Origin of the sequence: Vibrio sp. 10N.222.52.C12, assembly GCF_041474215.1 — a bacterium.
Lineage (GTDB): Bacteria > Pseudomonadota > Gammaproteobacteria > Enterobacterales > Vibrionaceae > Vibrio > Vibrio crassostreae_C.
The window spans coordinates 16833-37409 of the sequence record NZ_JBFRTR010000003.1; the positions used below are offsets into that span (position 1 = coordinate 16833).

Annotated in this window: 17 protein-coding genes; 7 read left to right on the forward strand and 10 right to left on the reverse strand. The window is 45.8% G+C overall.

Features of this window, described 5'->3' with window-relative positions; all coding sequences use genetic code 11:
* The first annotated feature begins 36 nt into the window (after positions 1-36).
* Entirely contained in the window at positions 37-1173 is a 1137-nt protein-coding gene (locus AB4623_RS00180; protein ID WP_017064948.1) for an ABC transporter ATP-binding protein, read from the forward strand.
* A 114-nt stretch (positions 1174-1287) separates the two neighbouring features.
* Here the strand turns inward: AB4623_RS00180 and AB4623_RS00185 are convergent, their stop codons facing one another.
* From AB4623_RS00185 to AB4623_RS00200, 4 genes are all read right to left on the reverse strand, one after another.
* Positions 1288-2700, reverse strand: coding sequence for a fructose-specific PTS transporter subunit EIIC (locus AB4623_RS00185; protein ID WP_372145458.1), 1413 nt, complete (start codon positions 2698-2700; stop codon positions 1288-1290).
* Positions 2701-2713: 13 nt separating this feature from the next.
* Positions 2714-3154 carry a PTS sugar transporter subunit IIA gene (locus AB4623_RS00190; RefSeq protein ID WP_017071406.1) on the reverse strand — a complete coding sequence of 147 codons (441 nt, stop codon included), beginning with the start codon at positions 3152-3154 and terminating at the stop codon, positions 2714-2716.
* Between the two features lie 247 nt (positions 3155-3401).
* The gene (gene manA / locus AB4623_RS00195) at positions 3402-4619 is read right to left on the reverse strand and encodes a mannose-6-phosphate isomerase, class I (protein ID WP_372145460.1); all 1218 of its coding nucleotides are present in this window, start codon (positions 4617-4619) and stop codon (positions 3402-3404) included.
* A 94-nt stretch (positions 4620-4713) separates the two neighbouring features.
* On the reverse strand, positions 4714-6618 hold the full coding sequence (locus AB4623_RS00200) for a fructose-specific PTS transporter subunit EIIC (protein ID WP_372145462.1): 1905 nt from the start codon (positions 6616-6618) through the stop codon (positions 4714-4716).
* A gap of 379 nt (positions 6619-6997) precedes the next feature.
* Between AB4623_RS00200 and AB4623_RS00205 the strand changes: the two genes are divergently transcribed.
* A complete protein-coding gene (locus AB4623_RS00205) occupies positions 6998-7837 on the forward strand; it encodes a helix-turn-helix transcriptional regulator (RefSeq protein WP_372145464.1) in 840 nt (279 codons plus the stop codon).
* A gap of 17 nt (positions 7838-7854) precedes the next feature.
* Here AB4623_RS00205 and AB4623_RS00210 read toward each other — a convergent pair whose 3' ends face one another.
* Both AB4623_RS00210 and AB4623_RS00215 read right to left on the reverse strand, forming a co-directional pair.
* The gene (locus AB4623_RS00210; RefSeq protein ID WP_076644855.1) at positions 7855-8628 is read right to left on the reverse strand and encodes a PTS sugar transporter subunit IIA; all 774 of its coding nucleotides are present in this window, start codon (positions 8626-8628) and stop codon (positions 7855-7857) included.
* Positions 8629-8635: 7 nt separating this feature from the next.
* Positions 8636-8938 (reverse strand): PTS fructose transporter subunit IIB, encoded by a 303-nt coding sequence (locus tag AB4623_RS00215; protein WP_017069788.1) that lies wholly within the window; start codon positions 8936-8938, stop codon positions 8636-8638.
* A 314-nt stretch (positions 8939-9252) separates the two neighbouring features.
* On the opposite strand from AB4623_RS00215, the gene AB4623_RS00220 reads away from it, so the two are divergent.
* The gene (locus tag AB4623_RS00220; protein WP_017090437.1) at positions 9253-11118 is read left to right on the forward strand and encodes a fructose-specific PTS transporter subunit EIIC; all 1866 of its coding nucleotides are present in this window, start codon (positions 9253-9255) and stop codon (positions 11116-11118) included.
* 124 nt (positions 11119-11242) lie between these two features.
* Here AB4623_RS00220 and AB4623_RS00225 read toward each other — a convergent pair whose 3' ends face one another.
* Together AB4623_RS00225 and AB4623_RS00230 are read right to left on the reverse strand one after the other, a co-directional pair.
* Entirely contained in the window at positions 11243-11827 is a 585-nt protein-coding gene (locus AB4623_RS00225; RefSeq protein WP_102547573.1) for a TetR/AcrR family transcriptional regulator, read from the reverse strand.
* A 139-nt stretch (positions 11828-11966) separates the two neighbouring features.
* Positions 11967-12140 carry a hypothetical protein gene (locus AB4623_RS00230; RefSeq protein WP_017061661.1) on the reverse strand — a complete coding sequence of 58 codons (174 nt, stop codon included), beginning with the start codon at positions 12138-12140 and terminating at the stop codon, positions 11967-11969.
* A 495-nt stretch (positions 12141-12635) separates the two neighbouring features.
* Here AB4623_RS00230 and AB4623_RS00235 point away from each other — a divergent pair, with 495 nt between their 5' ends.
* Positions 12636-14615 carry a methyl-accepting chemotaxis protein gene (locus AB4623_RS00235; protein WP_017069791.1) on the forward strand — a complete coding sequence of 660 codons (1980 nt, stop codon included), beginning with the start codon at positions 12636-12638 and terminating at the stop codon, positions 14613-14615.
* 121 nt (positions 14616-14736) lie between these two features.
* Here AB4623_RS00235 and AB4623_RS00240 read toward each other — a convergent pair whose 3' ends face one another.
* The gene (locus AB4623_RS00240; RefSeq protein ID WP_372145476.1) at positions 14737-15900 is read right to left on the reverse strand and encodes an amino acid permease; all 1164 of its coding nucleotides are present in this window, start codon (positions 15898-15900) and stop codon (positions 14737-14739) included.
* Between the two features lie 490 nt (positions 15901-16390).
* On the opposite strand from AB4623_RS00240, the gene AB4623_RS00245 reads away from it, so the two are divergent.
* The 3 genes from AB4623_RS00245 (at position 16391) to AB4623_RS00255 (ending at position 18982) form a co-directional block, all read left to right on the forward strand.
* On the forward strand, positions 16391-17626 hold the full coding sequence (locus AB4623_RS00245) for a MerR family transcriptional regulator (protein ID WP_017069793.1): 1236 nt from the start codon (positions 16391-16393) through the stop codon (positions 17624-17626).
* Positions 17627-18196, forward strand: coding sequence for a GNAT family N-acetyltransferase (locus AB4623_RS00250; RefSeq protein ID WP_017064937.1), 570 nt, complete (start codon positions 17627-17629; stop codon positions 18194-18196).
* A gap of 237 nt (positions 18197-18433) precedes the next feature.
* Entirely contained in the window at positions 18434-18982 is a 549-nt protein-coding gene (locus AB4623_RS00255; RefSeq protein WP_372145467.1) for a carboxymuconolactone decarboxylase family protein, read from the forward strand.
* A gap of 114 nt (positions 18983-19096) precedes the next feature.
* Here AB4623_RS00255 and AB4623_RS00260 read toward each other — a convergent pair whose 3' ends face one another.
* On the reverse strand, positions 19097-20524 hold the full coding sequence (locus AB4623_RS00260; RefSeq protein ID WP_372145469.1) for a PLP-dependent aminotransferase family protein: 1428 nt from the start codon (positions 20522-20524) through the stop codon (positions 19097-19099).
* Positions 20525-20577: the final 53 nt, after the last annotated feature.

Here is a 20577-nt window from a genome sequence, read left to right on the forward strand (position 1 = left end):
AAGATAGTATTTAACGAATTGATTTAAGGACAGGTTATGGCTGAAGTCACACTGAGAGGGGTAGAAAAAACCTACCCAAATGGTTTTAAGGCTGTGCACGGTGTCGATCTGAATATTCGCGAAGGTGAGTTCATGGTGTTTGTTGGGCCGTCTGGCTGCGCAAAATCCACGACACTTCGCATGATCGCAGGCCTTGAAGATATCTCAGAAGGTGATGTCTACATTGGCGATAAGCGTGTAAACGAATTGCCACCTAAAGATCGTGGTATCTCGATGGTGTTTCAGAACTACGCGCTTTATCCGCACATGTCGGTGTACGAAAACATGGCTTTTGGCCTGAAGCAACAGAAGCTGCCAAAGCATGAAATCAATGAGCGAATTGAAGATGCAGCCAAGACTCTGGATATTGAACATCTGCTAAATAATAAGCCGGGTGAAATGTCGGGTGGTCAAAGGCAGCGTGTGGCGCTTGGCCGTGCGATGGTGCGTAAGCCAGATGTGTTTTTGTTTGACGAGCCCTTGTCTAACTTGGATGCAAAGCTGCGTGTTTCGACTCGTGTCAGCATTGCACAGCTGCACAATAACCTGAAGCAAGAAGGGCAGAACGCCACCATGATCTATGTGACACACGATCAGGTGGAAGCCATGACCCTTGGCGATCGCATCTGTGTGTTGAATCAAGGTGAGATTATGCAAGTCGATACGCCAATGAACCTTTATCAGTACCCAGCAAACAAGTTTGTCGCAGGCTTTATTGGTTCGCCAGCGATGAATCTTCTCAAGGTGAGATTGGATGAGATTGATGGCGTGATGAACGTGGTCTCTGAAAGTGGGACTCGTTGGACACTGCCACAAGACAAGCAGATTATCGCTCGTGAAAAGATGGGTGAGTGGGTATGGTTTGGTGTTCGTCCAGAGCACATTCAACTGGCTAATCACGATGCGCCGCTGGCGGAAGTGAATACTCAAACGCACAGGCTTGATGTGGTTGAGTCGATGGGTAATGAGCTGTATCTCTACTTTAAACTCGGTGCAGATAAGCTGGTGGCTCGCGTGCCTTTTGATGCGGATCGCACGGCAAACAGTGGTGAAGAAACGGTGCTGCATTTCAACACCAGCCAATGTCACTTATTCGATTTAGAAACCGAAGAGACGCTTGATCCTAAGAGCTGATTCTATTGCTCCTACGAGTTATTCTGTAAAAAGAAATCCCCATTCGTTGACTAGACGAATGGGGATTTTAGTTACTAGGGGGTAGTAATTTTATCTTTTAACTTGTTTCAGGTTTTAAATAGCCACCATAGTCGCGGCTTTCTTCATTGCTTCCTTGGTTGAACACTCAATCACGTTCGCGTTAGCAAAGCGGTGAGCGTCTTTCACTTGAATATCGTGAGCCAAGATAACCAGCCTTGCGTTCGCTACATCTAGGTCAGTGATGCGGTTCTGAATGCCGTTTTGACCTTGAGTTTCTACCTTAATCTTAAGGCCTGCGGCTAAGCCTGCTTTCTCTAGTGCTTTCGCTGCCATGAAGGTGTGTGCAACACCTGAAGGGCAACATGTTACAGCTACGATGTCGTACTCGCCTTCGCCTGCTACAGGTGCCACTTGAGCTTGTACTGGTGCTTCAACCATGTCTTCTTCTGTTTCTACCGCTACCGGTTTCCAGAAGCCTACGATAACGGCTGTGGTTAGCGAGCCAAGCGCAATACCGACGACGTACATTGGAATGTTGCTTGATACTGGCGCAGTGATTAGGCCGCCCCACGGTGCGTGCAGTAGAACGTCTGTCATGAAGCCGAATACACAGCCCACGATACCACCGGCAACGATTGAAGGAAGTACGCGCATTGGGTCATTTGCTGCGAACGGGATAGCACCTTCAGAGATACCGATAGAACCCATGATTGCTGCCGCTTTACCTGCTTCTTGCTCTTGTTTAGAGAACTTGTTTTTGAATAGGAAAGTCGCCAGAGCCATACCTAGAGGTGGAGTACAAATCGCGATGCCAACGCCGCCCATTAGCCAAGGTTGTGTGTCTACTTGAGTTTGGGCAAACAGGGTCGCGACTTTGTTGATAGGGCCGCCCATATCAAACGCCGTCATACCGCCAAGGATTGTGCCCAGAACCATCTTAGATGCACCAGCCATTGAAGCTAGGAACTCGTTCATTGAATACATGAACAGTTTAATTGGCTCACCGATGCCCCACAGTACGATACCTGCAGAGATTAACGTACCTAGAAGCGGGTAGATGAAGTACGCACCTAGTGCCGTCATGTTTGCAGAAAGTGGGATCTTCTTAAGTTGGAACACCACGCCACCGGCGATAAAGCCTGCCACGATACAGCCAAGGAAACCGCCGCCCATGTCAGCCATGATGCCAGAAGAGATCATTGCAGGTGCTAGTGCTGGTTTATCTGCAATGGAGTAACCAATAAAGCCGCCAAGAATGATTGGGAAAAGAACAAGGCCTTTGATACCGATATTAGAGATGTCTGCCAGCAAGCCGTCTGCTGGTACGGCACCTTTGCCTGATGCCATTACCGCTAACGCCAACAGAACACCACCGGCTACGATGAAAGGCAGCATGTGTGAGGTTCCGAAAAGCAGGTGGCCTTTCATGGTACTAAGGAGTTTTTTAAAGTCGCTACTACTGTTTTTATTATTAGTATTCGTAGCTTGAGTTGTTAGGGTGCTCATAATTTTCTATGCCTTATGAATTAATTAAAATATTAAGGATCTGTTGTTCGTCTTTTGCGTTATGGATATCTTGAATAAATTCATCGCTGAATTTTCCAAATAGTTCTTGTAATACATAAATATGATGGTCAGCACCGTTGTCTGGTGAAGCAATCATAAAAAATACGGTTGGATTAATGCCGTCTTCATCGCCATATTCGATGCCTTCGCACTTTACACCGACAGCGATTGCCGGCTCAGTGACCGCCTTGCTTTTTGAGTGTGGGTAAGCGATGCCGTCCATCGAGGTAATGCTTTGAGATTCACGAATTTCGATGTCTGCCAAGAAGGCTTCTTTATTACTGATTCGGTTGTTCTCAAATAACATGCTTGCCAATTCTTCAAACAGTTCTTTTTTATTATTCGCTTGAAGGTTGTTATTAATTAAGTTGACGTTAGTTAGCTGTGTGATCATTTATTAACTCATTCACTATTGAAGTTCTTGAATTAAAATTAATGGATTAACCCGATTCGCGAAATAGCAAATAAAAGCCCTTCACTGTACATTTGTACCAAGCAAAATTAAGTGTGATTTGCATCATTCATCCAGTGTGAGATGAGTCATATTTAATGGTGTACTTCGGTGTTGAAATAACTTTCTGTAGGAAGAAAAATGCCCCGCAAAGCAGGGCATGATCAGTGTTTGTATCTACTCGGGAGAGCTAGCTGTAAGCACGCGCCACGCGTCCAACGCAATCGAGTTTGTAACTCTCAGCGTAAGCGGGAATGAACACCGATTGGCCTTTCTCTATTACGCAGGTTTCACCACATTGATGGGTTAGCACCATGGATTCATCGAGTGGCAGTAGGATCTCGGCACCTTCGGTAGTGATCTTCCTCTGATGTGAGTTTTGCACGATAGAGAACTTAAAATCTTCGACTGGAATTTGATATTCCATCACATCACCTTGCTCAATCGGGCTGAGCAGTAATCTATCCGCAGGCTTTTCATTGAATTGAGTACAAGAGACTAATTCATTGATATCCATGTACTTAGGCGTCAACCCTGCGCGGAGTACATTGTCTGAATTCGCCATCACTTCTAAGCCCGTACCTTTAATGTAAGCGTGAGGTGTCTCGGCATCCAGATACATGGCTTGCCCCGGCTTTAGCGTGAGCACGTTCAATAGCAGCGGAGCAAACAGGCCGACATCCCCCGGATACTGTTGTTCCAACTCTGAAATCAACTGGAACACAGGGGCATCTGAAAGTTTCGCCTTCATCAACAACATGGTCAGCGCCATGCCTTTTTGTTCACCTTGCAAAGACAATAAACTCGCGAAGAAGCTCGCTAATCCATTAGGCGTTTGATCGCCCGCGAGGTCGTTAACCATCGAGTGCAGCTCAGGAATATCGAGGTAATGGAAGTGCTCAAGGATCTCGCTGATCGACCTAAAGCCATTCATCGCCGTGTAGTCCGTTAGGGCATACACCAGTTCTGGCTTATGATTAGGATCCTTGTAGTTACGATTGCCAGCTGTCATTGGAATGCCTTGCTGCTCTTCAAGAGCATAGCCAGATTCCGCTTGCTGTTTGTTTGGATGTACTTGAACAGACAGCGCTTTCTCAGCCGCTAATACCTTGAAAAGATAAGGTAACTCGCCAAAGCGACTCGCCACTTTCTCGCTTAGAAACAAGTTTAGGTTCTTAGAAATCAAGCTCGACAATGTGGTCTGTTGCCCGTTATCAGTCACCATTGAGCAACCATTGGGGTGTGCGCCCATCCAAATCTCCGCTTGTGGCTCACCAGATTGGTTATCAATACCAAACAGTTGGCTAAACGAAGACGGGCTACCCCATGCGTAGTTTTGAATCACGTTGGTCATAGGGTAGAAAAAGCGTTGTACGAACGAGTCGTTCGCTAAAGAAAAATCAGACATCGAGATCACCATGAAGGGAAACATGGCTTGAGCTCTACTCGATTTACTAAAATACGAGACTAGAGTGGGCTCAAGCCATTGGAGTTGAAATGGCTTAAGCCGCTGCTGTTGCTAGCTTGGCTTTGCGTAGATTTTTAAGCGCGATACAAGTAACCGCAGTCACACCTGCACCTGATGCCATGCACAGCAGTGCCAGCATTGGGTAGTTCATTGCGCCGAGCAGAGCCACAACAGGGCCACCGTGAGCAACGCTGTTGGTGATACCAAATGAGAACGCCATAACAGCTGCAGTCATTGAGCCAAGCACGTTGGCAGGGATAACCGACATTGGATCTTGCGCTGCGAAAGGAATCGCACCCTCAGAGATACCTACTAAGCCCATCGCACCTGCTGCTTTGCCTGCTTCAATTTCAGAAGATTCAAACAGGTCGAACTTGCGGCCCAATCTGGTTGCGATAGCCATGCCTAATGGAGCGACAGGGATTGCGCACGCCATCGCACCCATGAATTGAGTTTGACCGCTGGCAATCATGCCGACCGAGAAAAGGAACGCTACTTTGTTGAACGGACCGCCCATATCGAAACCGGCCATGCCACCAAGGACGATGCCAAGCAGAACCACGTTGCCTGTGCTCATGCTCGTTAGTAGTGCAGTAAGAGCATCCATCAGCCCAGCGATAGGTGCGCCGATAACAAAAATGAACAGACCTGCGATGAACAAAGAGCCAGTGATCGGAGCGATCATGATAGGCACAAGCGGTTGAACGAATTTGTGGTAGTTAAACGAGGTAATCCATTTAACGAAGTAGCCTACTAATAGGCCAGCGATGATTGCACCAATGAAGCCTGTACCCGCGTCAGCGCCATAGAAAGAGCCGTTGTTAGCAATCCAACCACCGATAAGGCCAGGGGTTAGGGCAGGGCGGTCAGCAATCGCGTAAGCAATGTAGCCAGCCAAGATTGGGATCATCAATGTGAAGGCAACCACACCGACTTCTAGAATTTGGTTCCACATGCTGCCAGCAGGAATCGCCATGCCAGACTCGCTTGGCTCGCCGCCAATAGCCAGTGCAAGCGCAATCAAAAGGCCGCCCGTCACCACAAATGGGATCATGTGTGATACGCCATTCATCAAGTAACGGTAAAGGTCTGAACGTGCTTGTGAGGCTTTCTCTGCAACAGATTGGTTGGTAGGTGCTTGTTCTGCTTGATAGCTTGACGCGTTGAGCGCTTGCTTAATCAAGCCTTGTGCGTCTTTGATTGGTGCTTTTACGTTGGTGCTGATGACGCGTTTTCCGGCAAAGCGAGCCATGTCGACCTGTTTGTCACAAGCCACCACAATCGCATCTGCGCGTTCGATCTCTTCTCGAGTTGGGCTGTTCTTAACGCCAATAGAACCGTTGGTTTCGACCTTGATGTCGTAGCCAAGAGCCGCCGCGCCTTTTTCTAGTGCTTCGGCTGCTAAATATGTGTGTGCGACGCCAGCTGGGCAGCCTGTCACACCAATGATGAAGCCTTGCTTCTCAACATTGGTTTCTGTCTCAGCAGGTTCAGGTTTGGTAAGCAGTAGCTCTAATGCCGCTTGTTCAGATTGAGCATTCATGAAGTTTTCAATGAAACCTTCTTCAATCAATTTTGAAGAAAGCTCTGCCAGTACTTCGATGTGGTGATTATCGCCGCCATCAGGAGAGGCAATCATGAAGAACAGTTTTGATGGCTGGCCGTCATCGGCGCCGTACTCGATACCCTGTTGATGGACACCGATAACAACCGCGGGTTTGATGACCGCAGCGCTTTTCGCGTGTGGCAGAGCAATACCTTCTTCAAATCCGGTATTACCTTGTTCTTCACGAGCTTTAATGTCGGTAAGGAACTGTGCTTTGTCTGAAATTCGACCTTGTGCGTACAGCACCTCGATCAGCTCTTTAAATACGTCTTCTTTTGAATTAGCGCTAAGCGAAAGCTTAATCAAATTTTGGTTGATCAATGTCGTGATCATAATGAACCCCTACTCTGTTTTTATTTTGTTAGGGGTATTCTGGAATCTACGGCTTGCCTTCTGTAGTGAAGAAAAAATGCATTTACTGGATGATTGTTGCCTTATAAATGGAGTGTGATTTTGATCGGTTAGGAGTGCCTGTTTGGGGGAGTGTTGACAGCTTTTATGAGGTTATAACGCTTTTATTGATAAGGGCTTAGATTGATTTTTCTATCATGATAACAGTGTTCTAAATCTGGCCTTAGACTGGAGATTTATTTCCACTACTGGATTTTTGTAACCTAGATCTCAAATTGTGATTTTGCTCAATAGCGCTATGTTTCACTAAGGAGTATATCTATTCCCGTAGCCTTATTGCTGCTTATAAGAGTTCGAAACAATGATATTTCATGACCTAATCTCGTCGGTATTAAACGAGCGAGAACCGTTTCATAACATCTGGTTTGCGGGAGATTTTCACACGCCTTCAGCATTCAGTTATCAGGTGAACTTTCCGCGTTTAGAGCTGGTGCTCGACGGTGAGTATATTAATGAAATGGAGAGTCATGATCGCAAGATCACCAATGTTGTTGCGAAAGCAGGGGATGCGATTTTCATCCCGCCTAACTGTTGGAACAAGCCGAACTGGGATACTGATTGTTCGGTACTGAGTATGTTGTTTGGGCGTCGTCAGCTGGGTTTAAGTTTGGTGAGTAAGCGCAAAGGCGAGGAGAGCTTTTACGATATTCAAAAGCACAGTATTCAGACTCGTTCTGGGTTTGCGATTGATAACATTTTGGAGGCGCTAAGTTCGTTAGCGAGAGAGAGTAACAAGCAGCCGATGGATGAGTTATTGTTGCAAGCTCTACTGCAATACAGCAAGACGATGTTGGAAGCGCCCGTAGAAAAATCTCATAGCCGAGTACAGGATGTGTATCAGGGGATTTGTATCTACATTCAAGAGAACTTCCACCGCCAAATAACCCGAGACAGCATTGCCTCGCGCTTTAGCATTTCATCGAACCACTTGTCGCGAATGTTCCGCCAACAAGGCCACATGACGCTGGCTGAGTACATTACCCGTGTTCGTGTCGACCGCGCTAAGTTCATGCTTAAGAAGTACAACTTCAAACTCAATGAAGTGTCGGTACGTTGTGGCTTTAAGGATGTGAATTACTTCTGCCGAGTATTCAAAAACCGCACCGGAAGAACCCCGACTGAATATCGAGGATCCATCTAGAACTAACGAGCTGGTAATCAAATCAGGCGTGACGAGATGTACATCAACAAGGCTTGTAGGTCGACACTGCTTCGAGTCTTTTGCAGACGCTCATTGACCTGATCGTGAAGCAGGTTTCGAGTTAGGTTGGTCGCCGCAATAATATGTTCTCGTTGTGGTTTAGTTGGCAGAACGAGTGCAATAGCAACGTGCACTTCGCCGATACGTGATGCCCAGTCAATCGGGTCGTCACTAACGATAACCGCAATCGAGAGATCTTGGGTCGATTCAAACATTACATGCGGTAGTGCGATACCCGGTGACACGCAGGTTGAAGAGCGTTCTTCTCGCTTAATAAATGCCAGAATCAGTTCATCTGGATCCTCTGGGTAAACAAGGTGAGCGAGCCCTTTTAAGCACTCAAATTTGGTCAGTTGGGTTTGCGCCTTAGCGTGGTGCCATTTGATGTCACAAGGCGGGCATATCTGTGGCATTCGCTGGATTAAATCGCTAGAGAATTCATGGTTCACTTGCGAACCAACCATGTCGTAATGCTCTGCAATGACATCTTTGAGAACGAAACAGGCAAGCTCCGCATCAATACCGACCGCGGTTATCTGGCACAAATCACCACGAAGTAAACCTACTTGCAGCATCGCGACGGATTTGGAGAGATCAGCGGTTCGATTTTGAGTGATGTTGATAATGCGGATGTTGCTTTTGAATTTCTTCGCTAAGCGAGTCAGCGGCTGCGCGACATGTGAGTTCGCGGCAGGATCGTTAACGAAGAAGGTGATCTGGTATTCGTTCATCAAAAGCTTAAGTTCGACAATGCTTAATAAAGACTTTATCGACACTCAACAACACCTCTTCCATGGGAATGAATAAGGTTTTAGCTGGGTCAAATCGGCTTGGTTGTTCAATGTCGATATCAGAGACGATCAACACTTTGTCTGCGAGGGTAATATCTTGGGCGGTCAATAAGTTTTCAATACCCATAGCGCCTTGCGTCTCAACCTTGATTGAAACGTTGAACTTAGGGGCTGTTTTATTTAGAGCATCAGCTGCCATATAAGTATGCGCAATGCCTGTAGGGCACGCAGTTACCGCTACAATTCTCATTATTATTCTCGGCTTAATCTCGTCCCTGTTACGTTACAGAAGCTACCTTGGAAAAGCTATCTTGCATGGGAACTCCAGTATGGAAAGCTCGCATAGGGGAGGGACGATATTGTTATGGGTTTTGTGGATTTTATGGATTGGCGTTTTTTATTCCAAGGTGAAAGTCACACTCTGAGTTCTTGGTTACAATAATCCAGTTAATGCGCCTTTCGTCCTATATATTGAGTGCCTTCACACCGTTAATCTTTTCATCTTATTAACCTTATCACTTACGTAATTACTTCAGTCTGAAATCAGGCGAGGCAGAGCAGCATATGGATATCACCAACATTATCGAGCCCGAGATCATCTGCTTAGATTTACAAGCAGACTCAAAACAGGCGGTATTTGAAGAGCTTGTTGAACTGCTCGACCGTGCCGGTAAGCTCTCCAATAAACGTGAATTCCTTGATGATATCTGGAAGCGTGAAGCCATCGGTAATACAGGTTTTGACGATGGTATTGCGATTCCACACGCGAAAAGTACTGCCGTCGCTAAACCTGCTGTCGCTGTAGGTATCAGCAGGTCTGGTATCGATTATGGTGCAGACGGCGGCGAACTGTCGGACGTGTTCTTCATGCTCGCTTCGCCAGACAACCACGACGACCACCATATCGAGGTACTAGCTCAGATTTCGACCAGACTTATCGAAGATGGCTTTGTTACAAAATTAAAGGCGGTGGAGTCGGTCGAGGAAGCTCAAGAGCTATTTCTCGAAGCCAATTTAGAATCGTTCGATAGTTACGCCTCTAGCCATCATGAAGTGTATGTCGAGCCACTCAGCCCTTGGGCACAATCTCTTAATCGCCTTAAAGAACACTTGTTATACGGCACCTCACACATGATTCCATTCGTGGTCGCGGGTGGTGTGCTTTTGTCTTTGTCGGTAATGATGTCGGGTCATGGCGCAGTGCCTGAGAGTGGCGTTCTGGCTGACATCGCACAAATGGGCATCGCAGGGTTAACCCTGTTTACCGCCGTGCTCGGTGGTTACATTGCGTATTCAATGGCCGACAAACCGGGTTTAGCACCGGGCATGATTGGTTCTTGGGTCGCGGTCAATCAATACAACACCGGCTTCCTTGGTGCGATCGTGGTCGGCTTTTTCGCGGGCTTTGTGGTTAATCTACTCAAGAAGATCAAGCTGCCAGACAGCATGATCTCGCTGAGCTCAATCTTCATCTATCCACTAGTCGGTACCTTTGTTACCTGTGGGGCTGTGATGTGGGTGATTGGTTCTCCTATTGCCCAAGTGATGCTAGAGATGAACCAAATGCTAACTGGCATGGCAGGCTCAGGAAAAGTGGTGTTGGGTAGCATTTTGGGTGCGATGACGGCCTTTGATATGGGCGGCCCGATCAATAAGGTCGCAACGCTGTTTGCCCAAACTCAGGTGAATACTCAACCATGGTTGATGGGCGGCGTCGGTATTGCGATCTGTACGCCACCATTAGGCATGGCTCTTGCCACTTTTATATCACCTAAGAAGTTCAAACGAGACGAACGCGAAGCCGGAAAAGCGGCGGGCATTATGGGAATGATCGGCATTAGTGAAGGTGCGATCCCATTTGCAGCCGCTGATCCTGCGCGCGTTCTGCCTGCGGTTGTTGCTGGTGGTATTGTCGGGAACGTGGTCGGCTTTATGTTCCATGTAGTGAACCATGCACCATGGGGCGGCTGGATTGTATTGCCAGTGGTTGATGGCAAGATTGGCTATATCGTCGGCACACTAGCAGGTGCTCTAACGACGGCTCTTATCGTGATTCTTCTGAAGAAGAACGTGGTCGAAGGCGAAGCGAATTCTAATCAGTTCACGGGAGGCTCGGTAACGGAAGAGGGGCAAGCGGATGTATTGGCGATTACTTCTTGTCCGTCAGGAGTTGCCCACACTTTCTTAGCAGCGAAATCCTTAGAAAAGGCGGCGCATCATCTTGGGGTTCGGATTAAAGTCGAAACGCAGGGTGCCAACGGAATAGGCAATCGCATTACCCAGAAAGACATTGAAAGGGCGAGATTGGTGATCTTTGCTCACGACGTGGCGATTAAAGAAGTTGAACGCTTTGCGAACGTGAAAACCTTAGATGTCAGTACTAAGGAAGCGATGCTTAATGCGCAAGCGTTGATCATGAGAAAGGTGTAATCCTTAAACCGCAAAGTTTATCATCTATAAAGTTAACTAGATCAAAACTAAAAAGACTCCGCTCAGGCCGGTTAAGGTGAAAGTGGAGTCTTTTTGTATTGTGCCCAATCTATAAGGTCAGACGCTAAAAAGGGTGGTACTTAAATACGTCTTCAACCATAGAATTAAGCAAATCGATATCGTCACAGGTTTTGGCGTAGGTACGCAGGCCTGCGATCTGAACCTGAACATGTCGAGCAAGTTGCGTCGGCTCGCGCTCTTTACTGATCTCACCCAGTTCTTGCGCTTCTGTAATCAACTTGGCGAACTCACCTTCCATGATCTTGAGTGATTTCTTCGCTTCAGCTAATAGCTCTGCGTGTTCATCAGTCAGCTCTGCGACCGTTTTAGCCAGCATACACATGCCATTTGGCGAACTTTGTTTTGATTCGACAACGGCACGTTTTACGAAATTTTCGAGCGCTTTGATCGGCGATTCGGTTTCACTGCGAAAGCGGTTTAGATTGAGGATGCCAAGTTCGGTATAGCGAGCAAGCGTCTCTTTAAACAAACCTTCTTTGCTGCCAAAAGTCGCGTAGATGCTGCCCGGACGCATATCAATCACGTCTTGCAGGTTACGCATAGAAGTCGCATGAAAGCCCTTTTCCCAATACAGGTTCGTTGCTTTATCTACTACATCTTGTCTATCGAACTTCGCAGTCTTGGCCATAACATCTACTTCATTAATCTGAACATATGTTCAATATTTTATGCTGAACGCCCGTTCTAGTAAAGGTGTGTTTAGCTGCTTTGCGCAGGCTTAGAACATCAAAGAGTTAATAAAACATCCAGATCATTAGGAAATAATCTTAATCATCAATAACTTCTACGGTCTTGTGCTGAGCGCCGTAGTAGGTGCCTTCATCGATGGTGTACATCAATGTTGCTTCGCACTCTGGACAATCGAATTCCTCATTGGGTTCAATAGCCGCTTCTTCTACCCATTCCCAACCGATATGTTCTTCGCAAGCGGGACAGTCCATAAAATATCTCTCAGTTATTGTCGCATATTTATTGCGAATCTCTACTTTAATAATTCGGCATTATACATATTTAGTTAACGAGGAATAGACAGTTAATCAGCGCAGAATAGGGAGTTGATTAGTTGTGAATCAATCGCTGGTGAGCGTTGAATCTATAGTTAGTTCTGAATAGATTGTTTTCTCTGAGCACATAATTGGTGCAGGCCTACCCCTTTTGGGTAGTTAAAGTGTGTCAGATTTCAGTCGCTTACGTCAATAAAATGTTGTCGCATGTGTTTTGGGTATCGTTAGGTCGCTTAGCTAACAGTTTTATCGGTAAATCAATGAATTTTGTAAGGTTAAATGTTACCTTCATCGCATCGCGATCTGTGTAGCACGGTAATTGATGCACATTGATCAAGTTGAATAATTATACAGTCACAATTGAGGCGCATCTTATTAAGGGTGTGCGAGTTAGATGACTGAAAAGATTTGTTAGCTGCTAGGGAAATGATAATGAAATTAACCGATATGTCTTTTAAGCAAAAAATCATCGCTTTGCTTATTTTACCGATCTTGGGATTTCTATGGCTTAGCGTTTCTGCGATTTCAAAAGGCGTAGAAACCACCAGTGAATTGTCTTCATTAAACCAACTTACCCGTTTGTCGGTTGTGTACAGTGAACTTGTGCATGAGTTACAAAAAGAGCGTGGAATGACGGCTGGGTTTATCGGCTCACAGGGCACTAAGTTTGTCAGTGAACTACGTGCACAAAGAGCCAGTGCAGATAATAGACGTAATCTGAAAACCGAATACTGGCAATCTGCTGAAATCGATTTACCGCAGATCACTCGGCTGAACACTGAAATAAGCCAAAGCCTAAATCAAATTACTTCTATTCGTAATCGGGTCGATTCTCAATCGATTCCGCTGTCTGAGGCTTTGGGTTACTACACCCAACTTAATGCAAAGCTGCTGAGCGTATCGGCGTTAATTGCTGAGCTTAGCTCTGATGCTGCCATCACCACTGAAACCATCGCTTACTACAACTTTTTACAAGGTAAAGAGCGAGCGGGTATCGAGCGTGCTGTCCTAAATAATACCTTCTCTAAAAATGAATTTGGCCCAGGCATGTTGGTTAAATTCATCTCTTTGGTGACTGAGCAAAATACCTATTTCTCAAACTTTGAGGTATTGAGTAACCCAGCTAACGTTCGTTTCTTTGAACAGCAATTGAATGATCGTTCGGTGGCAGAAGTAGAAAAGCTTCGTGGTTTGGCTGAATCTAAGATGAGCGGTTTTGATGTTGATCCTGTGTACTGGTTCTCGCAATCTACCGCTCGTATTGTTCAGCTAAAGAAAACAGAAAACCGCCTAGCAGAGTCGCTTATCGCACTGACAGAGAAAAAAATGTCAGAGGCGCAGTCTGCGATGATGATGAGTATTGGTCTGTTTGCTTTGATAACCTTGTTCGCGACCTTCGTGAGTTATAAGGCGATCAGCGACCTGACGATGAGAGTAAAAGATCTTACAGTGATGTTGTCTAAGGTTCGTAATGACAACGACTTAACAGTTCGCGCTAAGTTCGTTGGCAACAGCGAGCTTGGACAGATCTCTTCGGCACTCAACGAAACGCTAGAGAAGTTTTCAAACGTTATCGACAACCTGTCTCAGTCGAGTCTGACCTTAGCTTCAGCCGCTGAAGAAACCTCACAAACCTGTCACTACAATTCGAACACGCTAGTGCAACAACAAGACCAAATTGGCTTGGTTGCGACGGCGACAGAAGAGTTATCAGCAACGGTAAATGAGGTGGCGGCTAAAACTCAGCAGACAGCAAGTTCCGCTAAACTGGTCGATGAGCAGTCTCAAGAAGGTTTGAGTACGGTTCAAAACTCTTACCACTCTATCGAAAAACTGGCATCTGAAATTAATGATCTAGCGGAAAAGATCACGCACTTACACGAGAGCAGTAATAACATCAACAGTGTGATTGATGTGATTAAGTCCGTCGCTGAACAGACTAACTTGTTAGCATTGAACGCGGCAATTGAAGCGGCAAGAGCGGGTGAGCAAGGTCGTGGATTTGCGGTAGTGGCTGATGAAGTTCGCACGTTAGCACAGCGTACTCAGCAGTCGACAGCTGAAATTGAAGGTTTCATCAGCTCGTTACAGTCTGATGTGCAAACCGCGTTTAATGTGATTGATAACAGTCAGAAGATGTCGTCTAAAGCGGTTGAGGATTCAAAAGAGGTGGAACACACCTTACAAGGTATCTCAGCATCGGTGAGCGAGATCTTTAGCATGACTGAGCAGATCGCAACCGCTACCGAAGAGCAAGCGGTAGTGACTCAAGATATTGCTCAAAACGTCATGGCAGTAGAGCAGAAGTCGACAGAATCTACGACAGGTGCAACGCAAATAGCTGCAACAGCCAAAGAACAAGCTCAGTTAGCAGCTTCATTGAAAGATATTGCGAGTACGTTTAAGAGCTAACTAGCAAGCACTCCAATAAGAAGTAAAATGCCCGTTAGTCTCTACTTTTAATAGCAGGACTAACGGGCTATTTGTATCTGCTGTCTTCTAAATGGCAACAGATAGTCCATTCAATGGGGATCTACCCCATAAACCAAGACACGAAAATCAACGCACCAAAACCAAATGTCGCCATTAATGCCGTGTCGCCACCGGCTGCTGTGTAGCTGCCTTCGGTTTGTAGGTGAGGGAAGTCAGGTCTGCGAACCTTAACTACCATTGCGAGTGGGCCCCAGATAGCTAGGAACACCAGGACCATGCCTGCATAGTCCAGCATGCTTACAAACTGGCTAGCGAACAGCTCAGCTAATACCAAAGGTAAGATGAAGGTTAGCGCATAAGCCAACGCTTTGTTGTTGGTCACCGCATCTTTGTTTTGGTCGTAAAGCGCCATCGACACGCCGAGGAAAGAAGTCACCAAGGCCAGAGCAGAGAACAGAGCGATCACCACTTTCAACCAAGCAGATTGGCCGCTGAACGCAGAGATCAACTCAGAGATATTGTGGAACTGGCTTATCGCGTCTGTGCCAAGGTTGCCGATAATCGCGAATAACCAAGTTAGGTAGCAAATTAATGGAATCACTGAGCCTAGCAGAATCATATTGCGGATCTGCTTTTGAGTTGCTTCACGGTTGTAGATAACCAGTGACGGGATCACCACCATAGAGGCAAAGCTAGTAAAGATAACTGCGCTGTATTGCACCACGTCGTTGGTCGTGTATTGGCTGGTTTGAGTTAGGTAATCAAGGCGAATGTTGCTAAATAATGACGCGATAACGATAAACAGCATCACGACCATCAAGATGAATAGCCCGCGATTCAGTTTGTCGATATAAGACTTGCCCGAGACGACGATAGCACCCATCAATAGGCTGAAAATGGTATACGCAACGGATGCTGATACATCGACACCAACGCCGAGCAGTAGCTTATGAATGATGTCACCGACACCCAAGATATAAGCGATCAACATGCATACTAGCAACAGGTAAAAGAGTGCATTGATAAAGTGTTTACCTTTGCTGCCCAGAGTGAGGTAAGCAACACTGCTCATGCCACTGTTGTCTTTAGTTTTAGTGCATGCTTCTGCCAGGAGGAGTGCAGAGTATGTGGTGCCGATAAAGATAAGTAGCATCAGCACTGAGCTGATCATGAAGCCAAATTGGGCCAACACCATGGGAATAGCGAGCATGCCAGCCCCTAATGCAGTTCCTGACAGAATCAAAGAACTGCCGAATAATTTCATATTCAAGAAAAACAACCTCAAGCGATCCAATTAAATTTTGTTTGGATTGTAAATAATTGTTTCCAAGACTAACAAAATACTCAGTAAAGTTAGGGGTTAATTTCTAATAAATTTTGAATTTTTCTAAAAAATTTAAGCAGGAATTTCTGGTGTATATGTGTGGTTGATTTAAGTATTCACTCGGTGAGTTTATTTATCGTTTAGTTAACGTTCGTCCATTATTGAATGATTTAGAAATTGGCAAAATTCAGTTAAAAAGAAGTATGTTTATGAGCTAATTGTTTTCAATTCATCAAGTTTAATACTTCTCCTTTCCTGAATCCCGTTCAGGCAATGTCGATGACTAACCGTTCTATGGGTAAAAGACACGCTCAGATCGCTTTATCAATTTGAAGGTAAATAGGTAAAGAACGAGAAAAGTGTCGAAAATTCTGTTGACCTGACTACAACTTCATAGTTTATCTTTACTACTGAAATGAGGGAGAAGTGGATGTATCGCATATCTGAATTAGCGGAGCTCGTTGGCCTGAGCCGTTCAACGCTTTTGTACTATGGAAAGTTGGGTTTGATAGAAGCTCAACGCACCAATAATGGTTATCGAAGTTATTCCGAACGCGACTTGCAGCGTGTGAAATTGTTGCAGCAGTTACAAGCGGGTGGACTGACGTTGAAAGAGTGTCAGGCGTGTTTGGATGCCAAGGTTGACCGCTCCTTGTTACAAAACCGACTCGAACAATTGGACGAAGAGATCGCTCAGAAACAGCGTTCGAGAGATCTTTTATCGGCCTTGTTAGGCGAGAGTGGTTTGCAAGATTGGCATGAATCGATGGACAAGGTGGCGCCTGATGCGCATCTCGATTGGCTCATTAAGCAAGGCTTTGATGAGAAGCAAGCACTGCGACTGAAATGGCTTTCAAAAGACATGAACGATCATGACCAGTACATGGCGGATTTTGAGGTGATCTTTGAGGGTTTACAGCGTTTAGGGCCAGGAACAGCGGAAGATACTTTAGCGGCGTTGGTACACGTTTCGGTTTCTCCTAAACGTGTGCTTGAGATCGGTTGTGGTAAAGGTATTGCCACCTCTGTGTTAGCGAAAGCCTTAGTAGAACATCAAGTGGATGTGCAAATAACGGCGGTAGATAATGATCAACCGAGTTTAGATGTTCTGACTCAGCAAGCACAGGTTCTTGGCTTAGAAAGCAACGTCAAAACCGTATGCGCGAGCATGATGGATCTGCCGTTTGAAGCTAAGTCGTTTGACCTAATTTGGTCGGAAGGCAGCGCTTACATCATGGGTGTTGAAAAGGCGCTAAAGCAGTGGCGAAATTTACTCAGTGATGACGGCATATTGGTCGTTAATGATTTGGTGTGGAATACCGAACAACCTAACGAATCGAGCAAAGCGTTCTGGCAGAAAGAGTACCCGGACATGACGACGGTTTCCGAGCGTATTAAACAGGCAAAAGCAGCGGGTTATGAAGTTTTGGATCACTTTGCAATGAGTGACGCTGGTTGGCTTGCGTATTACCAGCCCTTTCAAAAGCGAATAGAAGCGCTTAAAGCAACGATGCCGAACTCAAAAGCGCTCGTCGATTGCGACAATGAAGTTAAACAATTTTTCGATAGCAGCACATCAAAGAACGGTTTGGGTCAAGAGCCTTCGAAAGGTTCTGAACAACGTGATTTTGATTATCAGTTCTTTGTGCTCAAGAAATTAAAGTAAATGAGTAACACCATGAAATTTAGGCAATATAATTCAAATGAAATCGAAACGATCACTCAAGTTTTCACTCAAACCTTTACGGATTCAGAAGGTGAGAACGAAGGTAAAACTTTGGGTGAGCTTGCCAACGATCTTTTAACGACCACAGCTCCGACAGAGCTATTTTGCTTTGTTGTTGAAGATGATTCTAGTGAGTCGGATGCGGATAGTACGATTGTAGGCTCGATTATCTTTACGTCGCTTTCATTTGACGATGAAACCAAGGCATATTTGCTTTCGCCAGTCGCGGTGAGCACTCAGGTGCAAAAGCGTGGTATTGGTCAGCGCCTGATTAACTCCGGTTTGCAGCTCCTAAAAGAGCAGGGTATTGAGCTTGCAGTGACGTACGGTGATCCTAACTACTATTCAAAAGTGGGCTTTGAGCAAATTACCGTTGAGCAAGTCCCTGCGCCCTTTGAATTGAGTTTCTCTCACGGTTGGTTGGCTCAATCGTTGACTGGTGGTGAAATTAAAGTAACAAGTGGCAAGTCGAGCTGTGTTAAAGGCTTGGCCCACGCAGAATATTGGTAGCCGCTTGCAAAAAAATTGAGAAAAAGAGAAAGCCCATCAGGTGTTTGCCTGTTGGGCTTTCTTGTTATGAACGAAGACATTCTTCTGGCTTCAATGTATAAATTGAACAACTGTTCAAAATAAAACTTGAACGATCGTTCTTGTTTGATCTATATTGTTTTTACACCAACGGAGAACATTCATTAATTGCTCCGTGATTGAATAACTTTAGAACCGAAAATTGATAGGGATAGAGCAATGAGCAACTTCAAAATTCACTCAGTAGAATCCGCGCCAGAGCAAAGCCAACCTATTCTTGAGGGCGCTAAAAAGCAGATGGGCAGAGTGCCGGGCTTGTTTGGTGTGTTGGCTGAATCTCCAAACACACTTAAGGCTTACACTCAGCTTCATCAGGCGTTTAGTGACTCATCTTTCGATGCTGAAGAGCTAACGGTTGTTTGGCAAACCATCAACGTTGAACACGAATGCCACTACTGCGTTCCTGCACACACTGGCATTGCACATTCAATGAAGGTTGATCCTGCAATCACCGAAGCACTGCGTAATCGCACAGATTTACCCACTGAAAAGCTGCAAGCCCTGCATGATTTTACGCTGAGCCTGGTACGTAACCGCGGCAATGTGCCTGAAAGTGAAATGGCAGCATTTTTCGAAGCGGGCTACGGTCAGCAACAAGTGCTAGAAGTGATTCTTGGCCTGTCTCAGAAAGTGATCAGTAATTACGTAAACCACGTTGCTAAAACGCCAGTCGACAAAGTTTTTGAACAGTTCGCTTGGCAAGGGTAATCGTATTTAACTAACCATCGTATTTAAGCAACTCAAGATATGATAATGATGAAAGCCCCACTCAGTTGAATGGGGCTTTGTTGTTTTGGTCTAAATGGTAATTAGAAAGGTAACCTAACGCACGTGCTTAGCGATTATCTTCGCTAGTGTCACAACCCCTTCTTTCCACTCTTTGCTCTCTTCAATGTTGGCAACAGTAAAGCGCAAGCAGTGTTTATATTGGTCGTTGGTGCCAAATACTGTTCCGGGTAAAATCCCCAACTTATGCTTTAAACAGTCTTGATAGACCGCGTAGCTATCGACCGATTCAGGCAGTGTTATCCAGTTTAAAAAAGAGCCTTCCGGTTTTGATAGGTGGTATTGCCCGACAAGGTGTGGGTGGCTATCTAGTGCTTGTATTAACAGGCTTTGGAATTGCTTTTGGTTGGTTTGGTAGAGCCGTTTCATTTTGGATAAGTGGCTGCGATATTTACCGGTAGTGAGGAATTGCCCCACCGCGGATTGCATCAGGTTTGAGCTGCCCATGTTGTCGCATAAAAGGTACTTTTCGACTAAAGGTTGGTAGCGACCCGATAGTAACCAGCCGATTCGCAAGCGTGAGTCTAAGGTTTTAGACAGTGAGTTGACGTAGATGACTCTATCTTGATCATCAAGCTCTTTGAGGCTAGCGATTGGTGTATCGAATGCCAAGCTACCGAACACATCGTCTTCGATAATTGGCAAAGATCCGGTGATCTCCAGTAATGCTTTTCGATTCGTCAATGGCATCCGTGAACCGGTTGGATTAGTAAAGTTTGGCGTTAGCAGTAAGGTTTTCACTTCCCATTTGTCCAACGCACTCTGTAGGGATGGTATATCAATACCGTGGCTAACGCTGCTTGGGATTTCAAGGGCTTGCAATCCAAGTGATTCAAGTAAAAGTAGATTACCGAAATAACAGGGCGACTCGACCGCCACGATGTCACCGGGCTTGGTGAGCGCACGTAAAGCCAAACTGATCGCCTGTTGAGCACCATGAGTAATCGCAATCTTTTTAGATCCCGCAGGTACACCAAGATCATGGGTGACCTTTAACAATTGCTTTACTAATTGCTCGTCGCCAGGAGGCAGTTGGTAATAACCGGGAAGCTGAGTTTGCAAACGGCTATGGCGACCGATTTCGGCATACAAGCTACGAATCGCTGGATTGTTGATGTTCGGGTGCGCGGAGCCTGCCAACAGTTTTAGGCGACCTTTTGGACGAGAGAGTACCGATTTGGTGACAGACAACAGATCGACTTTTTGAGGTTGGCTTGGTGTATCCCAGCTGGTGGTGTTCGGTGCTTTTACGCGATAGCCAGATTTAGGTACTGAATATACCCAGCCTGTCGCTTCCAGTTCTTGGTAGGCGCGAATTACGGTATTTTTGCTTACGCCAAGCTGTTCGCTTAACTGGCGGATCGAGGGAAGGCGATCGTCTGGATGAAAGAGCCCCTTATCGATCTGAGCCTTAATATGTTGTTCGGTAGCAAGGTATTTATTGCCGCTGAGTTCTGCTTCCACGTTTTTCTCCCTCGTTGCTCACTCTCAATCTGTAACCATTCAAAGTGTTATAT